At 56.8% G+C, this 18894-nt stretch carries 20 protein-coding genes; 14 read left to right on the plus strand and 6 right to left on the minus strand.

Features of this window, described 5'->3' with window-relative positions; translation table 11 throughout:
* Positions 1-86: 86 nt before the first annotated feature.
* Positions 87-1289, plus strand: coding sequence for a serine-type D-Ala-D-Ala carboxypeptidase (gene dacC, locus KCG39_RS00235; protein ID WP_029669928.1), 1203 nt, complete (start codon positions 87-89; stop codon positions 1287-1289).
* Between the two features lie 28 nt (positions 1290-1317).
* On the opposite strand, the gene deoR is transcribed toward dacC, so the two are convergent.
* Both deoR and ybjG read right to left on the minus strand, forming a co-directional pair.
* The gene (gene deoR / locus KCG39_RS00240) at positions 1318-2076 is read right to left on the minus strand and encodes a DNA-binding transcriptional repressor DeoR (RefSeq protein WP_087830059.1); all 759 of its coding nucleotides are present in this window, start codon (positions 2074-2076) and stop codon (positions 1318-1320) included.
* 125 nt (positions 2077-2201) lie between these two features.
* Positions 2202-2795, minus strand: a complete 594-nt coding sequence (gene ybjG, locus KCG39_RS00245) for an undecaprenyl-diphosphate phosphatase (protein ID WP_004130818.1) — start codon at positions 2793-2795, stop codon at positions 2202-2204.
* 318 nt (positions 2796-3113) lie between these two features.
* On the opposite strand from ybjG, the gene KCG39_RS00250 reads away from it, so the two are divergent.
* A complete protein-coding gene (locus tag KCG39_RS00250; RefSeq protein ID WP_004130821.1) occupies positions 3114-4349 on the plus strand; it encodes an MFS transporter in 1236 nt (411 codons plus the stop codon).
* A gap of 47 nt (positions 4350-4396) precedes the next feature.
* Here the strand turns inward: KCG39_RS00250 and KCG39_RS00255 are convergent, their stop codons facing one another.
* A complete protein-coding gene (locus KCG39_RS00255) occupies positions 4397-5212 on the minus strand; it encodes a Cof-type HAD-IIB family hydrolase (RefSeq protein ID WP_004130823.1) in 816 nt (271 codons plus the stop codon).
* Positions 5212-6414 (minus strand): MFS transporter, encoded by a 1203-nt coding sequence (locus KCG39_RS00260; RefSeq protein ID WP_142467779.1) that lies wholly within the window; start codon positions 6412-6414, stop codon positions 5212-5214. Before KCG39_RS00260 ends, KCG39_RS00255 begins: the two co-directional genes overlap by 1 nt.
* 149 nt (positions 6415-6563) lie before the next feature.
* Here KCG39_RS00260 and KCG39_RS00265 point away from each other — a divergent pair, with 149 nt between their 5' ends.
* Complete coding sequence (locus tag KCG39_RS00265; RefSeq protein WP_142446179.1) at positions 6564-7106, plus strand: TetR/AcrR family transcriptional regulator; 543 nt, start codon at positions 6564-6566, stop codon at positions 7104-7106.
* A gap of 157 nt (positions 7107-7263) precedes the next feature.
* Here KCG39_RS00265 and KCG39_RS00270 read toward each other — a convergent pair whose 3' ends face one another.
* Positions 7264-8949, minus strand: coding sequence for an aspartate:alanine antiporter (locus KCG39_RS00270; protein ID WP_004134610.1), 1686 nt, complete (start codon positions 8947-8949; stop codon positions 7264-7266).
* A 267-nt stretch (positions 8950-9216) separates the two neighbouring features.
* On the opposite strand from KCG39_RS00270, the gene ybjM reads away from it, so the two are divergent.
* Complete coding sequence (gene ybjM, locus KCG39_RS00275) at positions 9217-9600, plus strand: inner membrane protein YbjM (RefSeq protein WP_004130832.1); 384 nt, start codon at positions 9217-9219, stop codon at positions 9598-9600.
* A gap of 6 nt (positions 9601-9606) precedes the next feature.
* Here ybjM and KCG39_RS00280 read toward each other — a convergent pair whose 3' ends face one another.
* Positions 9607-9870 (minus strand): GrxA family glutaredoxin, encoded by a 264-nt coding sequence (locus KCG39_RS00280; protein ID WP_004100567.1) that lies wholly within the window; start codon positions 9868-9870, stop codon positions 9607-9609.
* A 204-nt stretch (positions 9871-10074) separates the two neighbouring features.
* Here KCG39_RS00280 and KCG39_RS00285 point away from each other — a divergent pair, with 204 nt between their 5' ends.
* The 10 genes from KCG39_RS00285 to rlmC all read left to right on the plus strand — a co-directional run bounded on the left by KCG39_RS00285 (position 10075) and on the right by rlmC (position 18868).
* Entirely contained in the window at positions 10075-10365 is a 291-nt protein-coding gene (locus KCG39_RS00285) for a YbjC family protein (protein ID WP_004130834.1), read from the plus strand.
* Complete coding sequence (gene nfsA / locus KCG39_RS00290) at positions 10349-11071, plus strand: nitroreductase NfsA (protein WP_004130836.1); 723 nt, start codon at positions 10349-10351, stop codon at positions 11069-11071. Before KCG39_RS00285 ends, nfsA begins: the two co-directional genes overlap by 17 nt.
* Positions 11072-11174: 103 nt before the next feature.
* On the plus strand, positions 11175-12077 hold the full coding sequence (rimK, locus tag KCG39_RS00295; protein WP_004130837.1) for a 30S ribosomal protein S6--L-glutamate ligase: 903 nt from the start codon (positions 11175-11177) through the stop codon (positions 12075-12077).
* Positions 12078-12166: 89 nt separating this feature from the next.
* Positions 12167-12646 (plus strand): type III secretion system chaperone family protein, encoded by a 480-nt coding sequence (locus KCG39_RS00300; protein WP_004130838.1) that lies wholly within the window; start codon positions 12167-12169, stop codon positions 12644-12646.
* A 348-nt stretch (positions 12647-12994) separates the two neighbouring features.
* On the plus strand, positions 12995-14107 hold the full coding sequence (gene potF, locus KCG39_RS00305; RefSeq protein WP_004130840.1) for a spermidine/putrescine ABC transporter substrate-binding protein PotF: 1113 nt from the start codon (positions 12995-12997) through the stop codon (positions 14105-14107).
* A gap of 102 nt (positions 14108-14209) precedes the next feature.
* Complete coding sequence (gene potG, locus KCG39_RS00310; RefSeq protein ID WP_004134592.1) at positions 14210-15343, plus strand: putrescine ABC transporter ATP-binding subunit PotG; 1134 nt, start codon at positions 14210-14212, stop codon at positions 15341-15343.
* Between the two features lie 10 nt (positions 15344-15353).
* Positions 15354-16307, plus strand: coding sequence for a putrescine ABC transporter permease PotH (potH, locus tag KCG39_RS00315; protein ID WP_142467777.1), 954 nt, complete (start codon positions 15354-15356; stop codon positions 16305-16307).
* Complete coding sequence (gene potI, locus KCG39_RS00320; protein ID WP_004130847.1) at positions 16304-17149, plus strand: putrescine ABC transporter permease PotI; 846 nt, start codon at positions 16304-16306, stop codon at positions 17147-17149. Before potH ends, potI begins: the two co-directional genes overlap by 4 nt.
* Before the next feature lie 57 nt (positions 17150-17206).
* On the plus strand, positions 17207-17695 hold the full coding sequence (locus KCG39_RS00325) for a YbjO family protein (protein WP_004100588.1): 489 nt from the start codon (positions 17207-17209) through the stop codon (positions 17693-17695).
* A 42-nt stretch (positions 17696-17737) separates the two neighbouring features.
* Positions 17738-18868 carry a 23S rRNA (uracil(747)-C(5))-methyltransferase RlmC gene (rlmC, locus tag KCG39_RS00330; protein ID WP_112165355.1) on the plus strand — a complete coding sequence of 377 codons (1131 nt, stop codon included), beginning with the start codon at positions 17738-17740 and terminating at the stop codon, positions 18866-18868.
* Positions 18869-18894: the final 26 nt, after the last annotated feature.

Genomic DNA, 18894 nt, shown 5'->3' on the forward strand with positions numbered 1-18894 from the left:
TTTGTACGCTTTACTCACCGGCTGCTGCGGCGCCGAACGAGTGTGGCGGCATATTTTTGTTTGGAAAGGATACTTGGGTGGCTCTTATGACGCATGATGCTTTTTCCCTTCGCGGCCTCGCGGCAGGCTGCGCGCTTTTATTTCTCGTTGCGCCTGCGGTGCAGGCTGCAGAACAACTCCCCGATGCGCCATCCATTGACGCGCGAGCCTGGATCCTGATGGACTATGCCAGCGGCAAAGTGCTCAGCGAAGGCAATGCCGATGAAAAACTCGATCCGGCGAGCCTGACCAAAATCATGACCAGCTATGTTGTCGGCCAGGCGTTAAAGGCGGGTAAGATTAAGTCGACCGATATGGTGACCATCGGGCGTGACGCGTGGGCAACCGGTAACCCGGCGCTGCGCGGCTCATCGGTGATGTTCCTTAAGCCAGGGATGCAGGTGTCGGTCGAAGATCTTAACAAGGGCGTTATCATTCAGTCCGGCAACGACGCCAGCATCGCGATCGCCGACTACGTGGCGGGCAGCCAGGACGCGTTTGTCAGCCTGATGAACGGCTATGCGCAGAAAATGGGCCTGACCAACACCACCTTTATGACCGTGCACGGTCTGGATGCGCCGGGTCAGTTTAGTACCGCCCGCGATATGGCGCTGCTCACCAAAGCGATGATCCATGACGTGCCGGAAGAGTATGCTATCCATAAAGAAAAAGAGTTCACCTTCAACAAAATCCGTCAGCCGAACCGCAACCGTCTGCTGTGGAGCACGAACCTCAACGCAGACGGCGTGAAAACCGGGACCACCGCCGGGGCGGGCTACAATCTGGTTTCTTCCGCGACGCAAAACGACATGCGCCTGATTGCCGTCGTGCTCGGCACCAAAACTGACCGCATCCGTTTTAACGAATCAGAAAAACTGCTGACCTGGGGTTTCCGCTTCTATGAAACCGTAACGCCGATTAAACCCGATGCCACCTTTATTACCCAGCGCGTCTGGTTTGGCGATAGCAGTGAAGCGAAGCTGGGGGCGGGCGAGGCCGGTTCCATCACGCTGCCGAAAGGTCAGCTGAAAAACCTCAAGGCCAGCTACACCCTGAATGATACGCAGCTGACCGCGCCGCTGACCAAAGGGCAGGTGGTCGGCACCATCGACTTCAAGCTGAATGATAAAACTATTGAGCAGCGGCCGCTGATTGTGATGGAAGCGGTAAACGAAGGCGGTTTCTTTAGCCGGATGATCGATTTCGTGCTGATGAAACTGCACGGCTGGTTCGGCGGTTGGTTCTCTTAAAATACAGGCCGCGCCCTGCGGGGCGCGGTTAGTAAAGCAGTGAAATCTGTTTTTCCTTCGCCAGCGCGAGCAGATCGTCATCCGGACACACGTCGCTGGCAATCACGTCAAATTGCGATAAATCCCCCATCCGCGCCGGGCGAACTTTACCAAATTTACTGTGATCGACGACCAGCACATGGTAGCGCGCGCTTTTCATCGCCCAGTGTTTGACCGGCAGCTCTTCCAGGTTAAAACAGGTCGCGCCCTGCTCGTAATCGACGCCCGCGGCGGAATAAAACGCGATGTCCGGGCAAAGGTGGCTCAGCGTATCCTGCAGGCTCAGCGGTTTGAAAATGGCGTTGCTGGCGTGGAACTCGCCGCCGCACAAAATCGCGCGGCACTGGGGTTTTTCCTGCAAGGAAAGAAAGGTATTGAGCGAATAGCAGACCCCGGTAAAGGGCAGGGCGCTATCGATGGCGTCGATGATCCAAGGCGTGGTGGTCCCGCAGTCAAAAAAGGCCATTTGGTGGGGCTCAAGCAGCTTAGCCGCATGGCGGGCTGCGCGGCGTTTTTCATCCACAAGGCGTGTTTTCTGATCGCTCAGCAGATAGTGCGTTGCGCTGCGCGGCTCCAGAACGATATAGCCGCCCAGCAAAACGACCGGGCCGCTGTGGCCGTTGAGATCGCGACGAATGGTCATCTCAGACACGCCAAGCAGGGTGGCCGCTTCTTTTAGATGGAGTTTATCACTGCGCTTGAGTGCCTGAATAAGCTGACTGATGCGTTCGTCACGACGAGTTTCCATATTCCCTCTAAGCTGAAAGCGCCCTGCATTGACAGGGCGTCAGCGGCGATTTTACCTGCCGGAAGAGGCTTAGTCACGCGCAGGAATCGGGCGCTGCCGCAACTTTACCGGCTGGTCAGGAACGTCTATTCGCGCACCCAGCCTTTACGAATCGGCAGCGAAAAGAACAGTCGGTACAGCCGCTGCAGATGCTGATAGAGGGTTTTTCCGCCGCTTTGCCACAGCAGTTGGGCGCTGAGGCAGGCGATCATCGCGGTGAGCAGCCCGCCGAGCATGTCCATCGGCCAGTGCACGCCGAGGTAGACCCGGGACCAGGCAATCGCGCAGGCAAGGGCGAACAGCAGCGCTCCCGACCACAGGCGGTGCCAGAACATAAAGGCCAGCGCAAAGGTAAAGCAGATCGTGCCGTGATTGCTCGGGAAGGAGTTATTGGGCGAATGATGCAGGAAGTTATAGCCAATACCGGCGGCAAACGGACGGTCATGCGGAAAAAACACGCCGAATATCCACGAAAGCGTCAGGCTAATGGCTAATGCCATCATGACCTTAAAGACTAACTGCCGCTGGTTTGGACCCCAAAGCCATAAGGCCAACACCAATAATGGCACCATAATTATCAGGTCTTTGGCGATAAACGTCGCGATTTCAATCGCCCACCACGGCGACGCGGGGGTAGCGTTGAGGAATGCAAACAGCGAGTAGTTAATATTTTCCAGCATACATCCAGGCTCTTGGGTCCGTTAGCAACAAGCCGCCTACCTTAAAAAACGGTGGCGATAAGGTAAAGCAGTATTGTCTTAATTATCAGTTTGTTATGAATGAAAGTGTGAGTGTGGCTTCGTTAACAGACTGAGTAAAGGAGTATATAGCCTGTAATCTAATTGAAACATAAACGAAATACATACAGCTGGATTTTGAATGGTTGCTGGCGATGCGCTATCTGCGTGGCGATATTTTGCTTTATCGCTCACAATTCGCTATCTCCCCGCGACGACTTTCATTAAACTTTGCGCGGTTTTATTTAAATAAGAGATTTCATGCATAATTCTTCGCTTTCAGGCAAACGCCTCGGACGTCAGGCGCTGCTCTTTCCGCTATGCCTGGTGTTATACGAATTCGCCACCTATATCGGCAATGACATGATCCAGCCGGGCATGCTCTCGGTGGTGGAAGAGTTTGGTGTGGGCAATGAGTGGGTGCCGACCTCAATGACTGCCTATCTGGCCGGCGGTATGTTTTTGCAGTGGCTGCTGGGGCCGCTTTCGGACCGCATCGGCCGCCGTCCGGTGATGCTGACCGGGGTGGTGTGGTTTATCGTGACCTGCCTGGCGACGCTGCTGGCGCAGACTATTGAGCAGTTCACGCTGCTGCGCTTTTTGCAGGGTATCAGCCTGTGCTTTATCGGCGCGGTCGGCTATGCGGCGATACAGGAGTCTTTTGAAGAGGCGGTGTGCATCAAGATCACCGCCCTGATGGCCAACGTCGCGCTGATTGCGCCACTGCTTGGGCCGTTGGTGGGGGCGGCCTGGGTTCATCTCCTGCCGTGGGAGATGATGTTTGTCCTGTTTGCCGTGCTGGCCGCTATTGCCTTTTTCGGGCTACAAAAGGCGATGCCGGAAACCGCCACCCGCATGGGCGAGAAGCTATCGGTAAAAGAGCTGGGGCGTGATTATCGTGAGGTGCTGAAAAACCTGCGCTTTGTCGCCGGCGCGCTGGCCACCGGTTTCGTCAGCTTGCCGCTGCTGGCGTGGATTGCCCAATCGCCGGTGATCATCATCAGTGGCGAGCAGGCGACCAGCTACGAATATGGCCTGCTGCAGGTGCCGATTTTTGGCGCGCTGATTGCCGGGAACCTTGTGCTGGCGCGCCAGACTTCACGCAAAACGGTGCGCTCGCTGATTATTCTCGGCGGCTGGCCGATTATGATCGGCCTGCTGATCGCCGCCGTGGCGACGGTGGCGTCGACGCACGCGTATCTGTGGATGACCGCCGGGCTGAGCGTTTACGCCTTCGGGATTGGTCTTGCCAACGCCGGGCTGGTGCGTCTGACGCTGTTTGCCAGCGAGATGAGTAAGGGGACGGTGTCGGCAGCGATGGGGATGCTGCAAATGCTGATCTTTACCGTGGGTATCGAAGTCAGCAAGCACGCCTATGAGTCTGGCGGCAGCGGGCTCTTCAGCTTGCTCAACCTGCTGAGCGGGGTGCTCTGGCTGGCGATGACGGTCTACTTCCTGAAGGATAAACGCGTGGGCAACGCCCTCGAACCGCAGTAACCTTCAAATGCTCTGCTGCGACGTGACGCGCCGCAGCAGGCGCTGCCTCAGGCGAACGGCGCTTCGCGATTCAGTACTTTATCAATAATATGCAGCACGCCTTCTTCGTTATTGTGCGGGGCACGGTAGCCGGCGACGGCCTTCACCGGCGCGGCGGCGTTGGCCATCGCGAAACCGAATCCGGCGTGCTGCAGCATTTCGATATCATTGCCGCTATCGCCAAACGCCACCACTTCATGGTTCTCGATGCCCCAGCGTTCCTGCAGGATGCGCAGTCCGTTGGCTTTATGCACCCCGGGAATAATCAGGTCAATGCTGCCGTAGCCGGTGGCGACCGCGGTCACCATATCGCCAAGCGCGGCGTGCAGCTTCGGCTGAATCTGCGGGATCAGCTGGTCCGGCACGTTGAGTCCGAATTTCAGAATTTCATCATCAGCAATATGATTAAAATCGTCGACCATTTCGAGGCGATGATAGTACTTCGCCGCGACCGCTTTCAGCTCATCGTTATAGCGGTTGAGGGTGTAAGCGCTGCGCTTACCGCAGGCGATAATTTCAATGTTGGCCAGCGTCTGGAGATGGTCGATAACGGTATTGAAATGTTCCTGCGGCATCCGGCAGTTAAACACGTCCTCGCCGGCGCTGACCACCCAGCCGCCGTTTTCGGCGACAAAAGCGATTTCGTGCGCCACCTCAGGGAAGAAGGAGATGAGCTGGTAATACTGGTTGCCGCTGGCGACGACGAAGCGGATGCCCTGCTCACGCATCCGCGCATACTGGGCGAGGAAACGCTGACGGTTATAGGTTTTGGCATCGCTCAGAAAGGTGCCATCCATGTCTACCGCAATCATTTTGATGCTCATTAACTGTTCTCCATCACGGGTTCAGATTGTGGCTTCGCTACCGCGCGGGCGACGATGGCCGCGACCAGCACGAGTGCCAGCACCACCATCATGGCACTGCGCAGGCCGAAGTGTTCGCCGAGGAAGCCCAGCAGCGGCGGCCCGACGAGGAAGGCGAGGTAGCCGGTAATCGCCACCACGCTGACGCGCTTCGGCGCATCGGGGCCGGTGTCACTGGCGGCGGAAATGGTCAGCGGGAAGCCCAGCGACGCGCCGAGGCCCCATAATAGTACGGAGAGACCGGCGACCCACGGGTTGTCGACAAAAATAATCAGGCCAATACCGAGCGCGCCCATCACCGCGCTGGCGCGTACCACCGTCACCCGGCTGTAGCGGTCAATAAACCAGCCGCCGGTAAAGCGGCCGAGGGTCATGCCGAGGGTGAAGCCTGCGTAAATAAGCGAGCCGGAGGTCGGGCTGAAGCCGTGGCCGTCCACCATCAGCAGCGGCAGCCAGTCGTTGGCGGAGCCTTCGGCAAAGGCCATGGCCAGGACGATTACGCCAATCAGCAGCAGCTGGGCATCGCGCCAGATCGGCTGGCCTTTGCCTTCATGGCGCGCCGCTACCGCCGCATTTTTGCCGGTGCCTTCAGGAATCGCGCGAATGGCGATAGCAATGGGGGCGACGGCCACCAGCGCCGCCAGCAGGATGTGCGGCGCGGCGGGCAGGCCGAAGCCGGTTACCGCCATGCCAATCCCGGCGCCGACGAGCGTGCCGAAGCTGTAGAAACCATGCATCATTGGCAGGACGGTTTTATTCATTTCGCGTTCAACGGCGGCGCCTTCGACGTTAATCGCCACTTCCGCTGAGCCAAAGCTGGCGCCGAAGATGGCTAAGCCAATGGCAAACAGCACCGCCGATGTGAACCATAGCGCGGCGCTGAGCACAAGCATACCGACCACCGCGCACGACATGGTGGCGCGAATCACTTTACGGGTGCCGAATCGATTGACCAGCCACGCTGAGCAGAGGATGCCGCTCATCGAACCTATTGAGAGTCCAAATAATACAATCCCCATTTCCGCCGTCGATAGCGCGAGCAGATCGCGAATCGCCGGCGTGCGGGTGGCCCATGAGGCCATGAGTAATCCGGGGATAAAAAAGAACATGAAGAGCGCCCACAGCCTTAGCTGAAGGGCTCTGCGTGAGGTTTGCGCTGTCATCCGTAAATGCCCGAGAGTGAAGAGATGCAGACAACAGTAGCAAGGTTGTGTACATTTGTACATCCAGGTTGCTTGCTGAGGAATGCTTTTTTATTGACCTCTATGATTCGATTCAGCCTGAGGCATATTAAATGAAAGAGGAAAAAAGTATGGCCCGTCGACCAAACGACCCGCAGCGGCGGGAGCGGATTTTGCAGGCGACGCTGGACACGATCGCGATACACGGCATTCATGCGGTTACGCACCGGAAAATCGCCACCTGCGCGGGCGTGCCGCTGGGCTCGCTGACCTACTATTTCAGCGGCATTGAGGCGCTGGTCGAAGAAGCGTTCAGCCTGTTTACCGGCCAGATGTCGGCGCAGTATCAGCAGTTTTTTGCCGATGTGCATAATCGCCGGGAGGCTTGTGACGCCATTGCCGAACTGATTTTTAGCGCCCAGGTCACCACCGCGCGCAATATGGAGCTGATGTATCAGCTGTATGCTTTTTGCAGCAGCCAGCCGAATTTAAAAGCGGTCATGCAGAACTGGATGCTGCGCAGCCAGCAGACCCTTGAGCAGTGGTTTGAACCGGCCACGGCCCGCGGGCTTGACGCCTTTATCGAGGGGATGACGCTGCACTTCGTGACCGACAGCGCGCCGCTATCAAGAGAAGCGATTCGACTGATGGTCGACCGACTGGCGGGGGAGTGAGCTGGGAGCAGAAAACAAAAAACCCATCAACCTTGAACCTAAATGGCGGGGTTGATGGGCTCCACAAAATGGGGACATCAAAGAAAAGCAGTGGCACTACTTATGACTGATGCCAGCAAAAAAAGTTCTGCGTATACGCGTTTTTTTTCTGAAAAGTTTACTGTAGCCCCGGCCAGATGATGACAATCAGCGTACCCGCCAGGGTTAACAACACGTTAGCGATGGCGTAGGTCCCCGCGTATCCCAGCGCCGGAATATTGCTGCGCGCGGTATCGCTGATGATTTCCATCGCCGGCGCGCAGGTGCGGGCGCCCATCATGGCGCCGAAGAGCATCGCGCGGTTCATGCGCAGGACGTACGCGCCGAACAGGAAACAGATAACCACCGGCACCAGGCTGACGATAAGGCCCGCCGCCAGCATCTGACCGCCGACGGCGCCGAGGCCGTTATTAATGCCGGCGCCGGCGCTGAGCCCCACGCCGGCCATAAATACCATCAGGCCGAACTCTTTCACCATATTCAGCGCCCCCTGCGGGATATAGCCGAACGTCGGATGGTTGGCGCGCAGGAAGCCGAGCATGATGCCGGCAAATAGCAGACCGGCGGCGTTACCGATGCCGAAGCTGAACGAGCTGAACTGGAAGGTGATCATGCCGATCATCAGGCCAACGATAAAGAAGGCGCAGAAGGCGAGCAGATCGGTTACCTGGCTGTGGATGGAGATAAAGCCGATCCGATCCGCGACGGTTTTGACGCGACGCGCGTCGCCGCTAACCTGCAGCACATCGCCTTTGTTGAGCACGACGTTGTCGTCGATCGGCATTTCGATCTGGCTGCGGATAACGCGGTTTAAGAAGCAACCGTGATCGGTAAGCTTTAGCTGCGCCAGGCGGCGGCCGACGGCGTTGTGGTTTTTGACCACGATCTCTTCGGTGACGATGCGCATATCGAGCAGATCGCGGTCGAAGACTTCTTTGCCGTTACGGAAGCTTGGGTCGAGGCGGGCGTGGGCATCCGGATAGCCCACCAGCGCGATATCGTCGCCCATCTGCAGCACCGCATCGCCGTCCGGATTCGCCAGAATGCCGTTGCGGCGGATGCGTTCAATGTAGCAGCCGGTCTGGCGGTAAATGCCTAGCTCGCGCAGGTTTTTGCCATCAGCCCATGCCACCAGCTCCGGGCCGACGCGGTAGGCGCGGATCACCGGCAGGTACACCTTACGCCGGGAGTCGGTATCGAGGCCGCGCTCGCGGGCGATTTGCTGGGCGCTGGTCTGCAAATCCTGATGCTGCAGCTTCGGCATATAACGGGCGCCGACGATCAGGCTGACCAGGCCAACCAGATAGGTCAGGGCATAGCCGAGACTCAGATGATCGAGCGAAAGGGCTAACTGGTCGCTGGGCAGACCGAAGTGGCGTAGCGTATCTCCGGCGCCAACCAGCACGGGGGTAGAGGTCATGGCGCCGGCGAGCATCCCTGCCGTCAGGCCGATATCCCAGCCGAATAGCTTACCCAGCCCCATGGCGATCAGCATCGCGCTGCCGACCATCACCAGCGCGAGCATCAGGTAATTTTTCCCATCGCGAAAAAAAATAGAAAAAAAGTTAGGTCCCGCCTCCACGCCGACGCAGAAAATAAACAACATAAAGCCGAGATTGAGGGCGTCAGTGTTAATACTGAAATGCTGCTGCCCTAATAATAGGGAAACGACTAAAACGCCAATGGAATTACCAAGTTGTACCGACCCGAGACGCAGTTTCCCGAGGCAGAGTCCTAATGCTAGTACAACGAACAATAACAGGATGTAATTCCCGTTTAACAAATCTGCGACGTTTATATTCACGAAAGCCAACTTCTCATTTACTAGTAAGTTGTTGAAGGAAATGGTTATTTGGTCTAAGGTTGGTCCAGTGTTCGCGTTGTCCCGAACGCTATTCTGGCATCCCGTTATAACCAGCAAAATATAGTCGACAGTTTAATCCTTCCTGGAGGCTGCGGCTAGTAACAATCGTTTTTACATTGACGGGATCTTTTATTGGCATGGATTGCCAGAATCTTTATCTGACTGGGCGAAGTGGAAGTTGGTTAGAGGCAAAATCAGGAGGATGTCGTGAAATCTGAGCGTGCTTGGGCCGGTATTATCTGTGGGTTCTTTCTATTTATTGTGGTTTGTTTGTCACTACTGTTACATATGAAAGGCGCCTTTCGGGCTACCGGTAACCCTGAGCTTGGGCTGCTGTTCTTTTTGCTACCCGGTGCGGCGGCAAGCTGCCTTTCTCCCGGACAGCGGGTCATTCGTCCGCTTATCGGCGCGATGCTGGCTGCGCCCGTCTGTCTGGTGGTCATGCGGCTTTTCTTTGTGACCCAGCGTTCTTTCTGGCAGGAACTGGCGTGGTTATTTAGCGCGGTATTCTGGTGCGCGCTGGGCGCGCTGTGCTTTTTGTTCATTTGCGCCTGGCTTGATACCAGACGCAAACACTCGTCAGAGGAGTGAGCTGTCTCAGGCGAACAGGCCGAGATTCTCTTTCGCCCAGGCTTCAAAGTCAGTGCAGCCGCCAATGTGCTTCTGATCGACAAAAATCTGCGGTACGGTTTCTACCGGTTTACCCACGGTTTTTTCCAGATCGGCTTTGCTGATACCTTCTGCGTGAATATCAATGTAGCGATAGTTAAAATCATCGCGCTCATTGCTCAGTTTTTCCGCCAGCTCTTTGGCGCGAACGCAATAGGGGCAGCCTGGACGACCAAAAATTACCGTAAACATAGTCTCTCTCCTTAAACCTCAGCCGGATGGCGAATGGCGGGTATCATGCCGCGTTATGTCGACGAGGGAAAGAAGGTTCTGCCTTTTGCTTCGATGGCTTAAGGCTATGTTTGTTAAATACTCTGCTGATGAAACCGCTATACTGGCCTGATACGCGACCCGTTTTTGCCCGGGAGCGTGCATGATTTGGACCGGAGGAGCGTTATGCGATCGCCCGCTGCATTACCCACAAGCATTCTGGTAGTTGAGATTATCGGCATGGTGCTGTTGACCCTGGCCTGGCTCTCGCTCAACCAGTACGTCAGCCTGCCCGCGCCGTTTTCCAGCCCGACGGCGGCGCTGCTGATGATCTTCGCGGGGATCCTGCTGATGCTCCCGGCCGCCGTGGCGTTAATCTGGCGCGTGGCGCAAGTCATTGCCCCGCAGTTGACGCACACGAAAACCCCACCTTCCTCATTGCCTGACAGAGAAAAACGAGATGACGCCGACCATTGAGCTGCTGCGTAGCCACCGTTCTATTCGCCATTTTACCGACGCGCCGATAAGCGACGAACAGCGCGCTGCGATTATTGCCAGCGCGCAGGGCGCTTCCAGCTCCAGTTTTTTACAATGTTCCTCAATTATTCGCGTTACCGACCCGGAAATACGTCAACAGCTGGTCCCGCTGAGCGGCGGCCAGCAGCACGTGGCGCAGGCCGCGGAGTTTTGGGTATTCTGCGCTGATTTTAACCGCAATCTGCAAATCTGCCCGGACGCTCAGCTGGGCCTCGCCGAGCAACTGCTGCTGGGCTGCGTCGATACCGCTCTTCTGGCGCAGAATGCGCTGGTGGCGGCGGAATCCCTTGGGCTGGGCGGTGTCTATATCGGCGGCCTGCGCAACAATATCGATGCGGTGACCGAACTGCTTAAGCTCCCGCAGCACGTACTGCCACTGTTTGGCCTGTGCCTTGGCTGGCCGGATGATAATCCGGAAGTGAAACCGCGCATGCCGTCGGCGATGCTGGTGCATGAAAATCACTATCAGCCGCTGGATGAGACGGTCCTTGCGGAATATGACGAGCAGATAGCGCAGTATTATCTCTCGCGCGGCAGCAACACGCGTCGCGATACCTGGAGCGATCATATCCGCAGGACTATCGTCAAAGAGAGCCGTCCATTTATTCTGGAATATCTGCATAAGCAGGGATGGGCTACGCGCTGATTGCGTGTAAACTGCCCCCGGTCTGACGTAAGGAAATTCCGCAGGTCAGCGCTCATTGACTACCAAAGGCCCGCCGGAGCGGGTCTTTTCGCAGAGGTGCAGGGTGAAAATTGCCATATTATCCCGGGATGGAACGCTTTATTCATGTCGACGCCTGCGTGAAGCCGCGCAAAAACGCGGACATCAGGTGGAAATCCTCGATCCGCTTTCCTGCTATATGAACGTCAGTCCGGTGGCCTCATCGATTCACTACAAAGGCCGCCAGCTCCCGCATTTTGACGCCGTCATCCCGCGCATCGGCACGGCGATTACCTACTACGGCACCGCGGCGCTGCGTCAGTTTGAACTGCTGGGCAGCTATCCGCTCAATGAGTCCGTCGCTATCACCCGCGCCCGCGATAAGCTGCGTTCGCTCCAGCTACTGGCGCGTCAGGGAATCGACCTGCCGCTCACCGGGATTGCCCATTCGCCAGACGATACCAGCGACCTGATCGCGATGGTTGGCGGCGCGCCGCTGGTGGTAAAGCTGGTGGAGGGCACTCAGGGCATCGGCGTCGTACTGGCCGAAACGCGGCAGGCGGCAGAGAGCGTCATTGATGCTTTTCGCGGTCTGAATGCGCATATTCTGGTGCAGGAGTATATCGCCGAGGCGAAAGGCCGGGACGTGCGCTGCCTCGTGGTGGGCAATGAGGTCGTGGCGGCGATTGAGCGGCGGGCGAAGGAGGGGGATTTTCGCTCTAACCTGCATCGCGGCGGCGTAGCGTCGGTGGCGTTTATCAGCGAGCAGGAGCGTGAAATGGCCATCAAGGCCGCGCAGACGCTCGGGCTGGACGTCGCTGGCGTTGATATTCTGCGCGCCGCGCGCGGTCCTCTGGTGATGGAGGTCAATGCTTCTCCTGGCCTGGAAGGGATTGAAACCACTACCGGCGTCGATATCGCTAGCAAAATGATCGCCTGGATCGAACGGCAAGCCACGCCCGGATTTTGTCTGAAAATGGGCGGATAATTCCCTTTCACGACACCGTCATGGAACAGGACGCTTTTTTTGCGTAAGCTATGGCGTCGCATTTTTCACAGTAAGAGGTCACAGGTCATATGGATTCACTGGTCGTTCCGGGTCTTGATACATTACGTCAATGGCTCGACGAATTGGGCATCAGCTTTTTTGAGTGTGATTCCTGCCAGGCACTGCACCTGCCGCATATGCAAAATTTCGAAGGCATTTTTGATGCCAAACTTGACCTGGTGGATAACGTGGTGCTTTTCTCTGCGCTGGCTGAGGTGAAACCCTCCGCGCTGTTGCCGCTTTCCGCCGATCTTTCTGCGATTAACGCCAGTTCGTTGACGGTCAAAGCTTTCCTCGATATTCAGGACGATAATCTGCCGAAACTGGTGGTGTGTCAGGCGTTGACCGTCGGCGTCGGCGTGACCCTCGACCAGTTCGCGTGGTTTTTCCGCCAGAGCGAAGAACAGATTTCTATGGTTATCCTTGAGGCCAGCGCCAATCAGGTGCTGTATAAGTCCGAGGAAGAAGAGCCGGCGGCTGAGAATATTCAGTACCATTTTCTTCACTAAGCCTGTCGAAAAATAGCGCAGCCACTGCCATGGCGGCTGCGTATTACGTGCTTTTATTCTGCTATTAACCTTCCTGCAAAGAATTTTTCACCGCCATTCTGCCGCTTTCGGCTTATCACATAGACCCTTATTGCATAAAAAATTGATAAAAGCCGTTTTTTTACCTGGGCTATAGCCTCTTATTCTGGCTACAGTTATTCTGACGCTGCTTCCAGTTGCGGGCAACCATTCCGGGAGAGGTCCTCTCTCCTTTTCTTAGGCAATGAAAAAATATGCATGATTATTGCATGCGAACAAGTGCGTATATTCAGCCCGCTTGTTAACGGGCATTGAGAAGGAATAAGAGATATGACCGCCTTTGGTAAAAAATGGTTAACAGGTCTGGTTACGGGTGCGCTGATGGCCGTTTCTGCCGGTTCGCTCGCAGCCGAACAAAAAACCCTGCATGTTTATAACTGGTCTGATTATATTGCGCCGGATACGGTGGCGAATTTTGAAAAAGAGACCGGCATTAAAGTGGTGTATGACGTCTTTGACTCCAACGAAGTGCTGGAAGGTAAGCTCATGGCGGGCAGCACCGGTTTTGATCTTGTGGTGCCGTCGGCGAGCTTCCTTGAGCGCCAGCTGGCGGCAGGGGTTTTCCAGCCGCTGGATAAGAGCAAACTTCCCAACTGGAAAAATCTCGATCCGGAAGTGCTGAAGCTGGTAGCGAAGCACGACCCGGACAATAAATACGCGGTCCCGTACCTGTGGGCGACCACCGGTATTGGCTATAACATCGATAAAGTGAAAGCGGTGCTGGGCAAAGATGCGCCGCTGGACAGCTGGGATCTGGTGATGAAGCCGGAAAACCTGGAGAAACTGAAAAGCTGCGGCGTCTCTTTCCTGGATGCTCCGGAAGAGATTTTCGCTACCGTGCTGAACTACCTCGGCAAAGATCCTAACAGCAGCAAAGCCGACGATTACACCGGCCCGGCCACCGACCTGCTGCTGAAGCTGCGGCCGAATATTCGCTATTTCCACTCCTCACAGTACATCAATGACCTGGCGAATGGCGATATCTGCGTCGCTATCGGCTGGGCGGGCGACGTATGGCAGGCGGCTAACCGGGCGAAAGAAGCGAAGAATGGCGTTAATGTTTCCTACTTTATTCCGAAAGAGGGGGCGCTGGCGTTCTTTGACGTCTTCGCGATGCCAGCCGATGCGAAAAACAAAGATGAGGCTTATCAGTTCCTCAACTATCTGATGCGCCCGGATGTTATCGCCCACATCAGCGATCATGTCTATTACGCTAACGGCAATAAAGCCTCTCTCCCGCTGGTCAGCGAAGAGATCCGCAATAACCCGGCTATTTACCCGCCGGCTGACGTCTTCGCCAAGCTGTTCACGCTGAAAGTCCAGGATCCGAAAATTGACCGCGTGCGTACTCGCGCATGGACGAAGGTGAAAAGCGGTAAGTAATTCTCCGTGAGTTGTAGGCCGACGATGCCTCGCGCTGTCGGCAACAGGCGCACCGCGATGGTGCGCCTGCACCATGATTTGATTTTTGCCGGAGAACACCCCGTGAATGATGTGATTCCTCGCCCGCAGGCGAAAACCCCTAAAGCGCTGACCCCGCTACTGGAAATCCGTAATTTAACCAAATCGTTTGACGGTCAGCACGCCGTCGACGACGTCAATCTCACTATTTATAAAGGCGAAATTTTCGCTCTGCTGGGCGCATCCGGCTGCGGCAAGTCAACCCTGCTGCGCATGCTGGCAGGTTTTGAACAGCCCACCGCCGGACAGATTGTCCTGGATGGCGTCGATCTGGCGCGGGTGCCGCCGTATCAGCGGCCGATTAATATGATGTTCCAGTCCTACGCGCTGTTTCCCCATATGACGGTTGAGCAGAATATCGCCTTTGGCCTCAAGCAGGACAAATTGCCCAAGGCCGAAATCACCAGCCGGGTGCAGGAGATGCTGGCGCTGGTGCATATGCAGGAGTTTGCAAAACGTAAACCGCATCAGCTCTCCGGCGGCCAGCGTCAGCGCGTGGCCCTGGCCCGCAGTCTGGCGAAAAGACCGAAACTGCTGCTGCTTGATGAGCCGATGGGGGCGCTGGATAAAAAGCTGCGCGATCGGATGCAGCTGGAAGTCGTCGATATTCTTGAGCGCGTCGGCGTCACCTGCGTGATGGTGACCCACGATCAGGAAGAAGCGATGACCATGGCGGGGCGTATCGCCATTATGAACCGCGGTAAGTTCGTGCAAATCGGCGAGCCGGAGGAAATCTATGAACACCCGACCACCCGCTACAGCGCGGAGTTTATCGGCTCGGTCAACGTCTTTGAAGGGCTGGTGAAAGAGCGGCAGGAAGATGGCCTGGTGCTGGACTCCCCGGGCCTGACCCATCCGCTGAAGGTCGATCCCGATGCCTCCGTCGTTGATAACGTCCCGGTGTGGGTGGCCCTGCGCCCGGAAAAAATCATGCTCTGCGAGGACCCGCCCGCGGATGGCTATAACTTCGCGGTGGGCGAGGTTATCTATATAGCCTATCTCGGCGACCTGTCTATCTACCATGTGCGCCTGAAAAGCGGGCAGATGCTGAGCGCTCAGCTGCAGAACGAACATCGTTACCGTAAAGGGGCGCCAACCTGGGGTGATGAGGTGCGTTTATGCTGGGATGCCGATAGCTGCGTCGTGTTGACGGTGTAAGGAGAGGGCGATGAGTACATTAGAACCCCCGTCAGGCGTAAAAAAACCGGGCGGTTTTGCGCTATGGCTGGCGCGACTGCAGATGGCCCACGGGCGCAAGCTGGTTATTGCGCTGCCCTACGTGTGGCTGATCCTGCTGTTCCTTCTGCCGTTCCTGATTGTTTTTAAAATCAGCCTGGCGGAGATGGCGCGGGCGATCCCGCCGTACACCGACCTGATGGAGTGGGCCGACGGTCAGCTCACGTTGACGCTGAATCTCGGGAATTTCCTGCAGCTCACCGACGATCCGCTCTATTTTGAAGCCTATCTGCAGTCGCTTCAGGTGGCGGCGATCTCGACGTTCTGCTGCCTGCTGTTGGGGTATCCGCTGGCGTGGGCGGTGGCGCACAGTAAGCCATCGACGCGAAATATCCTGCTGCTGCTGGTGATCCTGCCGTCATGGACCTCGTTCCTGATCCGCGTCTATGCCTGGATGGGGCTGCTGAAAAGCAACGGCGTGCTCAATAACTTCCTGCTGTGGCTGGGGGTCATCGACCAGCCGCTGGAGATCCTGCACACCAACCTGGCGGTCTATATCGGTATTGTCTACGCCTATCTGCCGTTTATGGTGCTGCCGATCTATACCGCTCTCACGCGTATCGATTACTCGCTGGTTGAGGCATCGTTGGATTTGGGCGCCCGACCGCTGAAGACTTTCTTCCAGGTCATCGTTCCGCTCACCAAAGGCGGGATTATTGCCGGGTCGATGCTGGTGTTTATTCCGGCGGTCGGGGAATTCGTTATCCCGGAACTGCTGGGCGGCCCGGACAGCATTATGATTGGCCGCGTGCTGTGGCAGGAGTTCTTCAATAACCGCGACTGGCCGGTCGCCTCGGCGGTGGCGATCATGATGCTGTTGCTGCTGATCGTGCCGATAATGTGGTTCCACAAGCATCAGCAAAAACAGGTGGGGGAACACGGATGAATAATTTGCCGGTAGTCCGTTCGCCGTGGCGAATTTTAATACTGCTGCTCGGCTTTACCTTCTTGTATGCGCCGATGCTGATGCTGGTGATTTACTCGTTCAACAGCTCAAAGCTGGTGACGGTATGGGCCGGGTGGTCGACACGCTGGTATCGCGAGCTGTTTCATGACGATGCGATGATGAGCGCGGTAGGCTTAAGTCTGACCATTGCCGCCTGCGCCGCGACGGCGGCGGTGATCCTCGGTACCATTGCCGCGGTAGTGATGGTGCGTTTTGGCCGCTTCCGCGGTTCAAACGGCTTTGCTTTTATGATCACCGCGCCGCTGGTGATGCCCGATGTGATTACCGGCCTGTCGCTGCTGCTGCTGTTTGTGGCGCTGGGGCATTCCATTGGCTGGCCGTCGGATCGCGGCATGCTGACCATCTGGCTGGCGCACGTCACCTTCTGTACCGCGTACGTCGCGGTGGTCATTTCATCGCGCCTGCGTGAGCTTGACCACTCTATTGAGGAGGCGGCGATGGATCTGGGCGCCGCGCCGCTGAAGGTCTTTTTCGTCATTACGCTGCCGATGATTATGCCGGCGGTGGTCTCCGGCTGGCTGCTGGCCTTTACGCTGTCGCTCGACGACCTTGTCATAGCCAGCTTTGTTTCCGGACCAGGGGCGACGACGCTGCCGATGCTGGTCTTCTCCAGCGTGCGCATGGGGGTCAACCCGGAGATTAACGCCCTGGCGACGTTAATCCTCGGCGTGGTCGGGATTGTTGGTTTTATCGCCTGGTATTTGATGGCCCGCGCGGAAAAGCAGCGGGTGCGCGATATCCAGCGTGCAAGAAGCGGCTGAACCACCTAAAATCTGCAATAGAGTTAACATCGGCGCCGCACTTGAGGCGCCGTTTTCATGGAAGACTTTACGTTGGGATTGTTTACTAAAACGCGTTCGTCTCATGCTCGTCTTAACGTTCCTGCGCTGGTGCAGGTGGCGGCCTTCGCCATTATTTTAATCCGCGGCCTGGATTTGCTGATGATCCTCAATCAGCTTGGCGTTCAGGGAATCGCGGATTTTGTCCATCGCAGCGTGCAGACGTGGGCGCTCACGCTGGTGTTTCTCTCAAGTCTGGTGCTGGTGTTTATTGAAATCTGGTGCGCGTTTTCGCTGGTAAAAGGGCGCAACTGGGCGCGTTGGCTGTTCTTGTTGACGCAGATTATCGTGATTGGCTACCTGTGGGCCGCGTCATTGGGCTACGGTTATCCCGAGCTGTTTAGTATTGCCGGGGAATCGAAGCGCGAAATCTTTCGCTCCCTGGTGCTGCAAAAACTACCGGATCTGCTGGTGCTGGCGATGCTGTTTGTGCCGGCCCCGTGCCGACGCTTTTTCCGTTTACAGTAACGGTGATACAATCCCCGCCCCTGTTTTTTTGAAGGTCTTGTTATGCATTGCGCACTTTATGACGCGGGCCGCTGCCGCTCCTGCCAGTGGCTGGAACTGCCGGTATCCCAACAGCTCGCCGATAAAATGGCCGATCTGCGCGCGCTTCTCGCCGATGCGCCCGTCGCTGAATGGTGCGCACCGGTTTGCGGGCCGGAAAGCGGGTTTCGCAACAAAGCGAAAATGGTGGTCAGCGGTAGCGTGGAGCGCCCGCTGCTCGGGATGCTGCACCGTGATGGCGCCCCGGAAGACCTGACCGACTGCCCGCTTTATCCGCAAAGCTTCGCACCCGTCTTCGCTGCGCTCAAGCCGTTTATCGCCCGCGCTGGGCTCACGCCCTATAACGTTGCCCGCAGGCGCGGAGAGCTGAAGTACATTCTGCTGACCGAAAGCCGGCTCGACGGCGGTATGATGCTGCGCTTTGTCCTGCGTTCGGAGACCAAGCTTGCCCAGCTGCGCGCCGCGCTGCCGGCGCTGCAGGCGCTGCTGCCGCAGTTGAAAGTCATTACCGCCAATATTCAGCCGGTACATATGGCCATCATGGAAGGAGAGCGGGAAATTTTCCTTACCGACCAGCAGGCGCTGGCGGAAAATTTCAACGGCGTGCCGCTGTGGATCCGCCCGCAAAGCTTCTTTCAGACCAACCCTGTGGTAGCCAGCCGTCTGTATGCCACCGCTCGCGACTGGGTGCGTCAGCTGCCGGTCAACCATATGTGGGATCTGTTCTGCGGCGTCGGCGGCTTTGGTCTGCACTGCGCCACACCGAATATGCGCCTGACCGGGATTGAAATTGCCCCGGAGGCGATTGCCTGCGCGAAGCAGTCGGCGGCAGAGCTCGGCCTGCATAACCTGCATTTCCAGGCGCTTGATTCCACGCAGTTTGCCACCGACGAAGGCGAGATCCCGGATCTGGTGCTGGTGAATCCGCCGCGTCGCGGCATCGGCGACGAGCTATGCGCGTATTTAAGCCGTATGGCGCCGGAGTTTATTATCTATTCCAGCTGCAGCGCCCGGACGATGGCGAAAGATATTGCTCGCTTGAGCGGTTATCGTATTGAGCGCGTCCAGCTGTTCGATATGTTCCCCCACACCGCCCATTATGAGGTGCTGACCCTGCTGGTTCGCGAAGTATAAACAAAATGTGAACTCTTCAGGTGCTG

The sequence above is a fragment of the Klebsiella pasteurii genome (genome assembly GCF_018139045.1).
Lineage (GTDB): Bacteria > Pseudomonadota > Gammaproteobacteria > Enterobacterales > Enterobacteriaceae > Klebsiella > Klebsiella grimontii.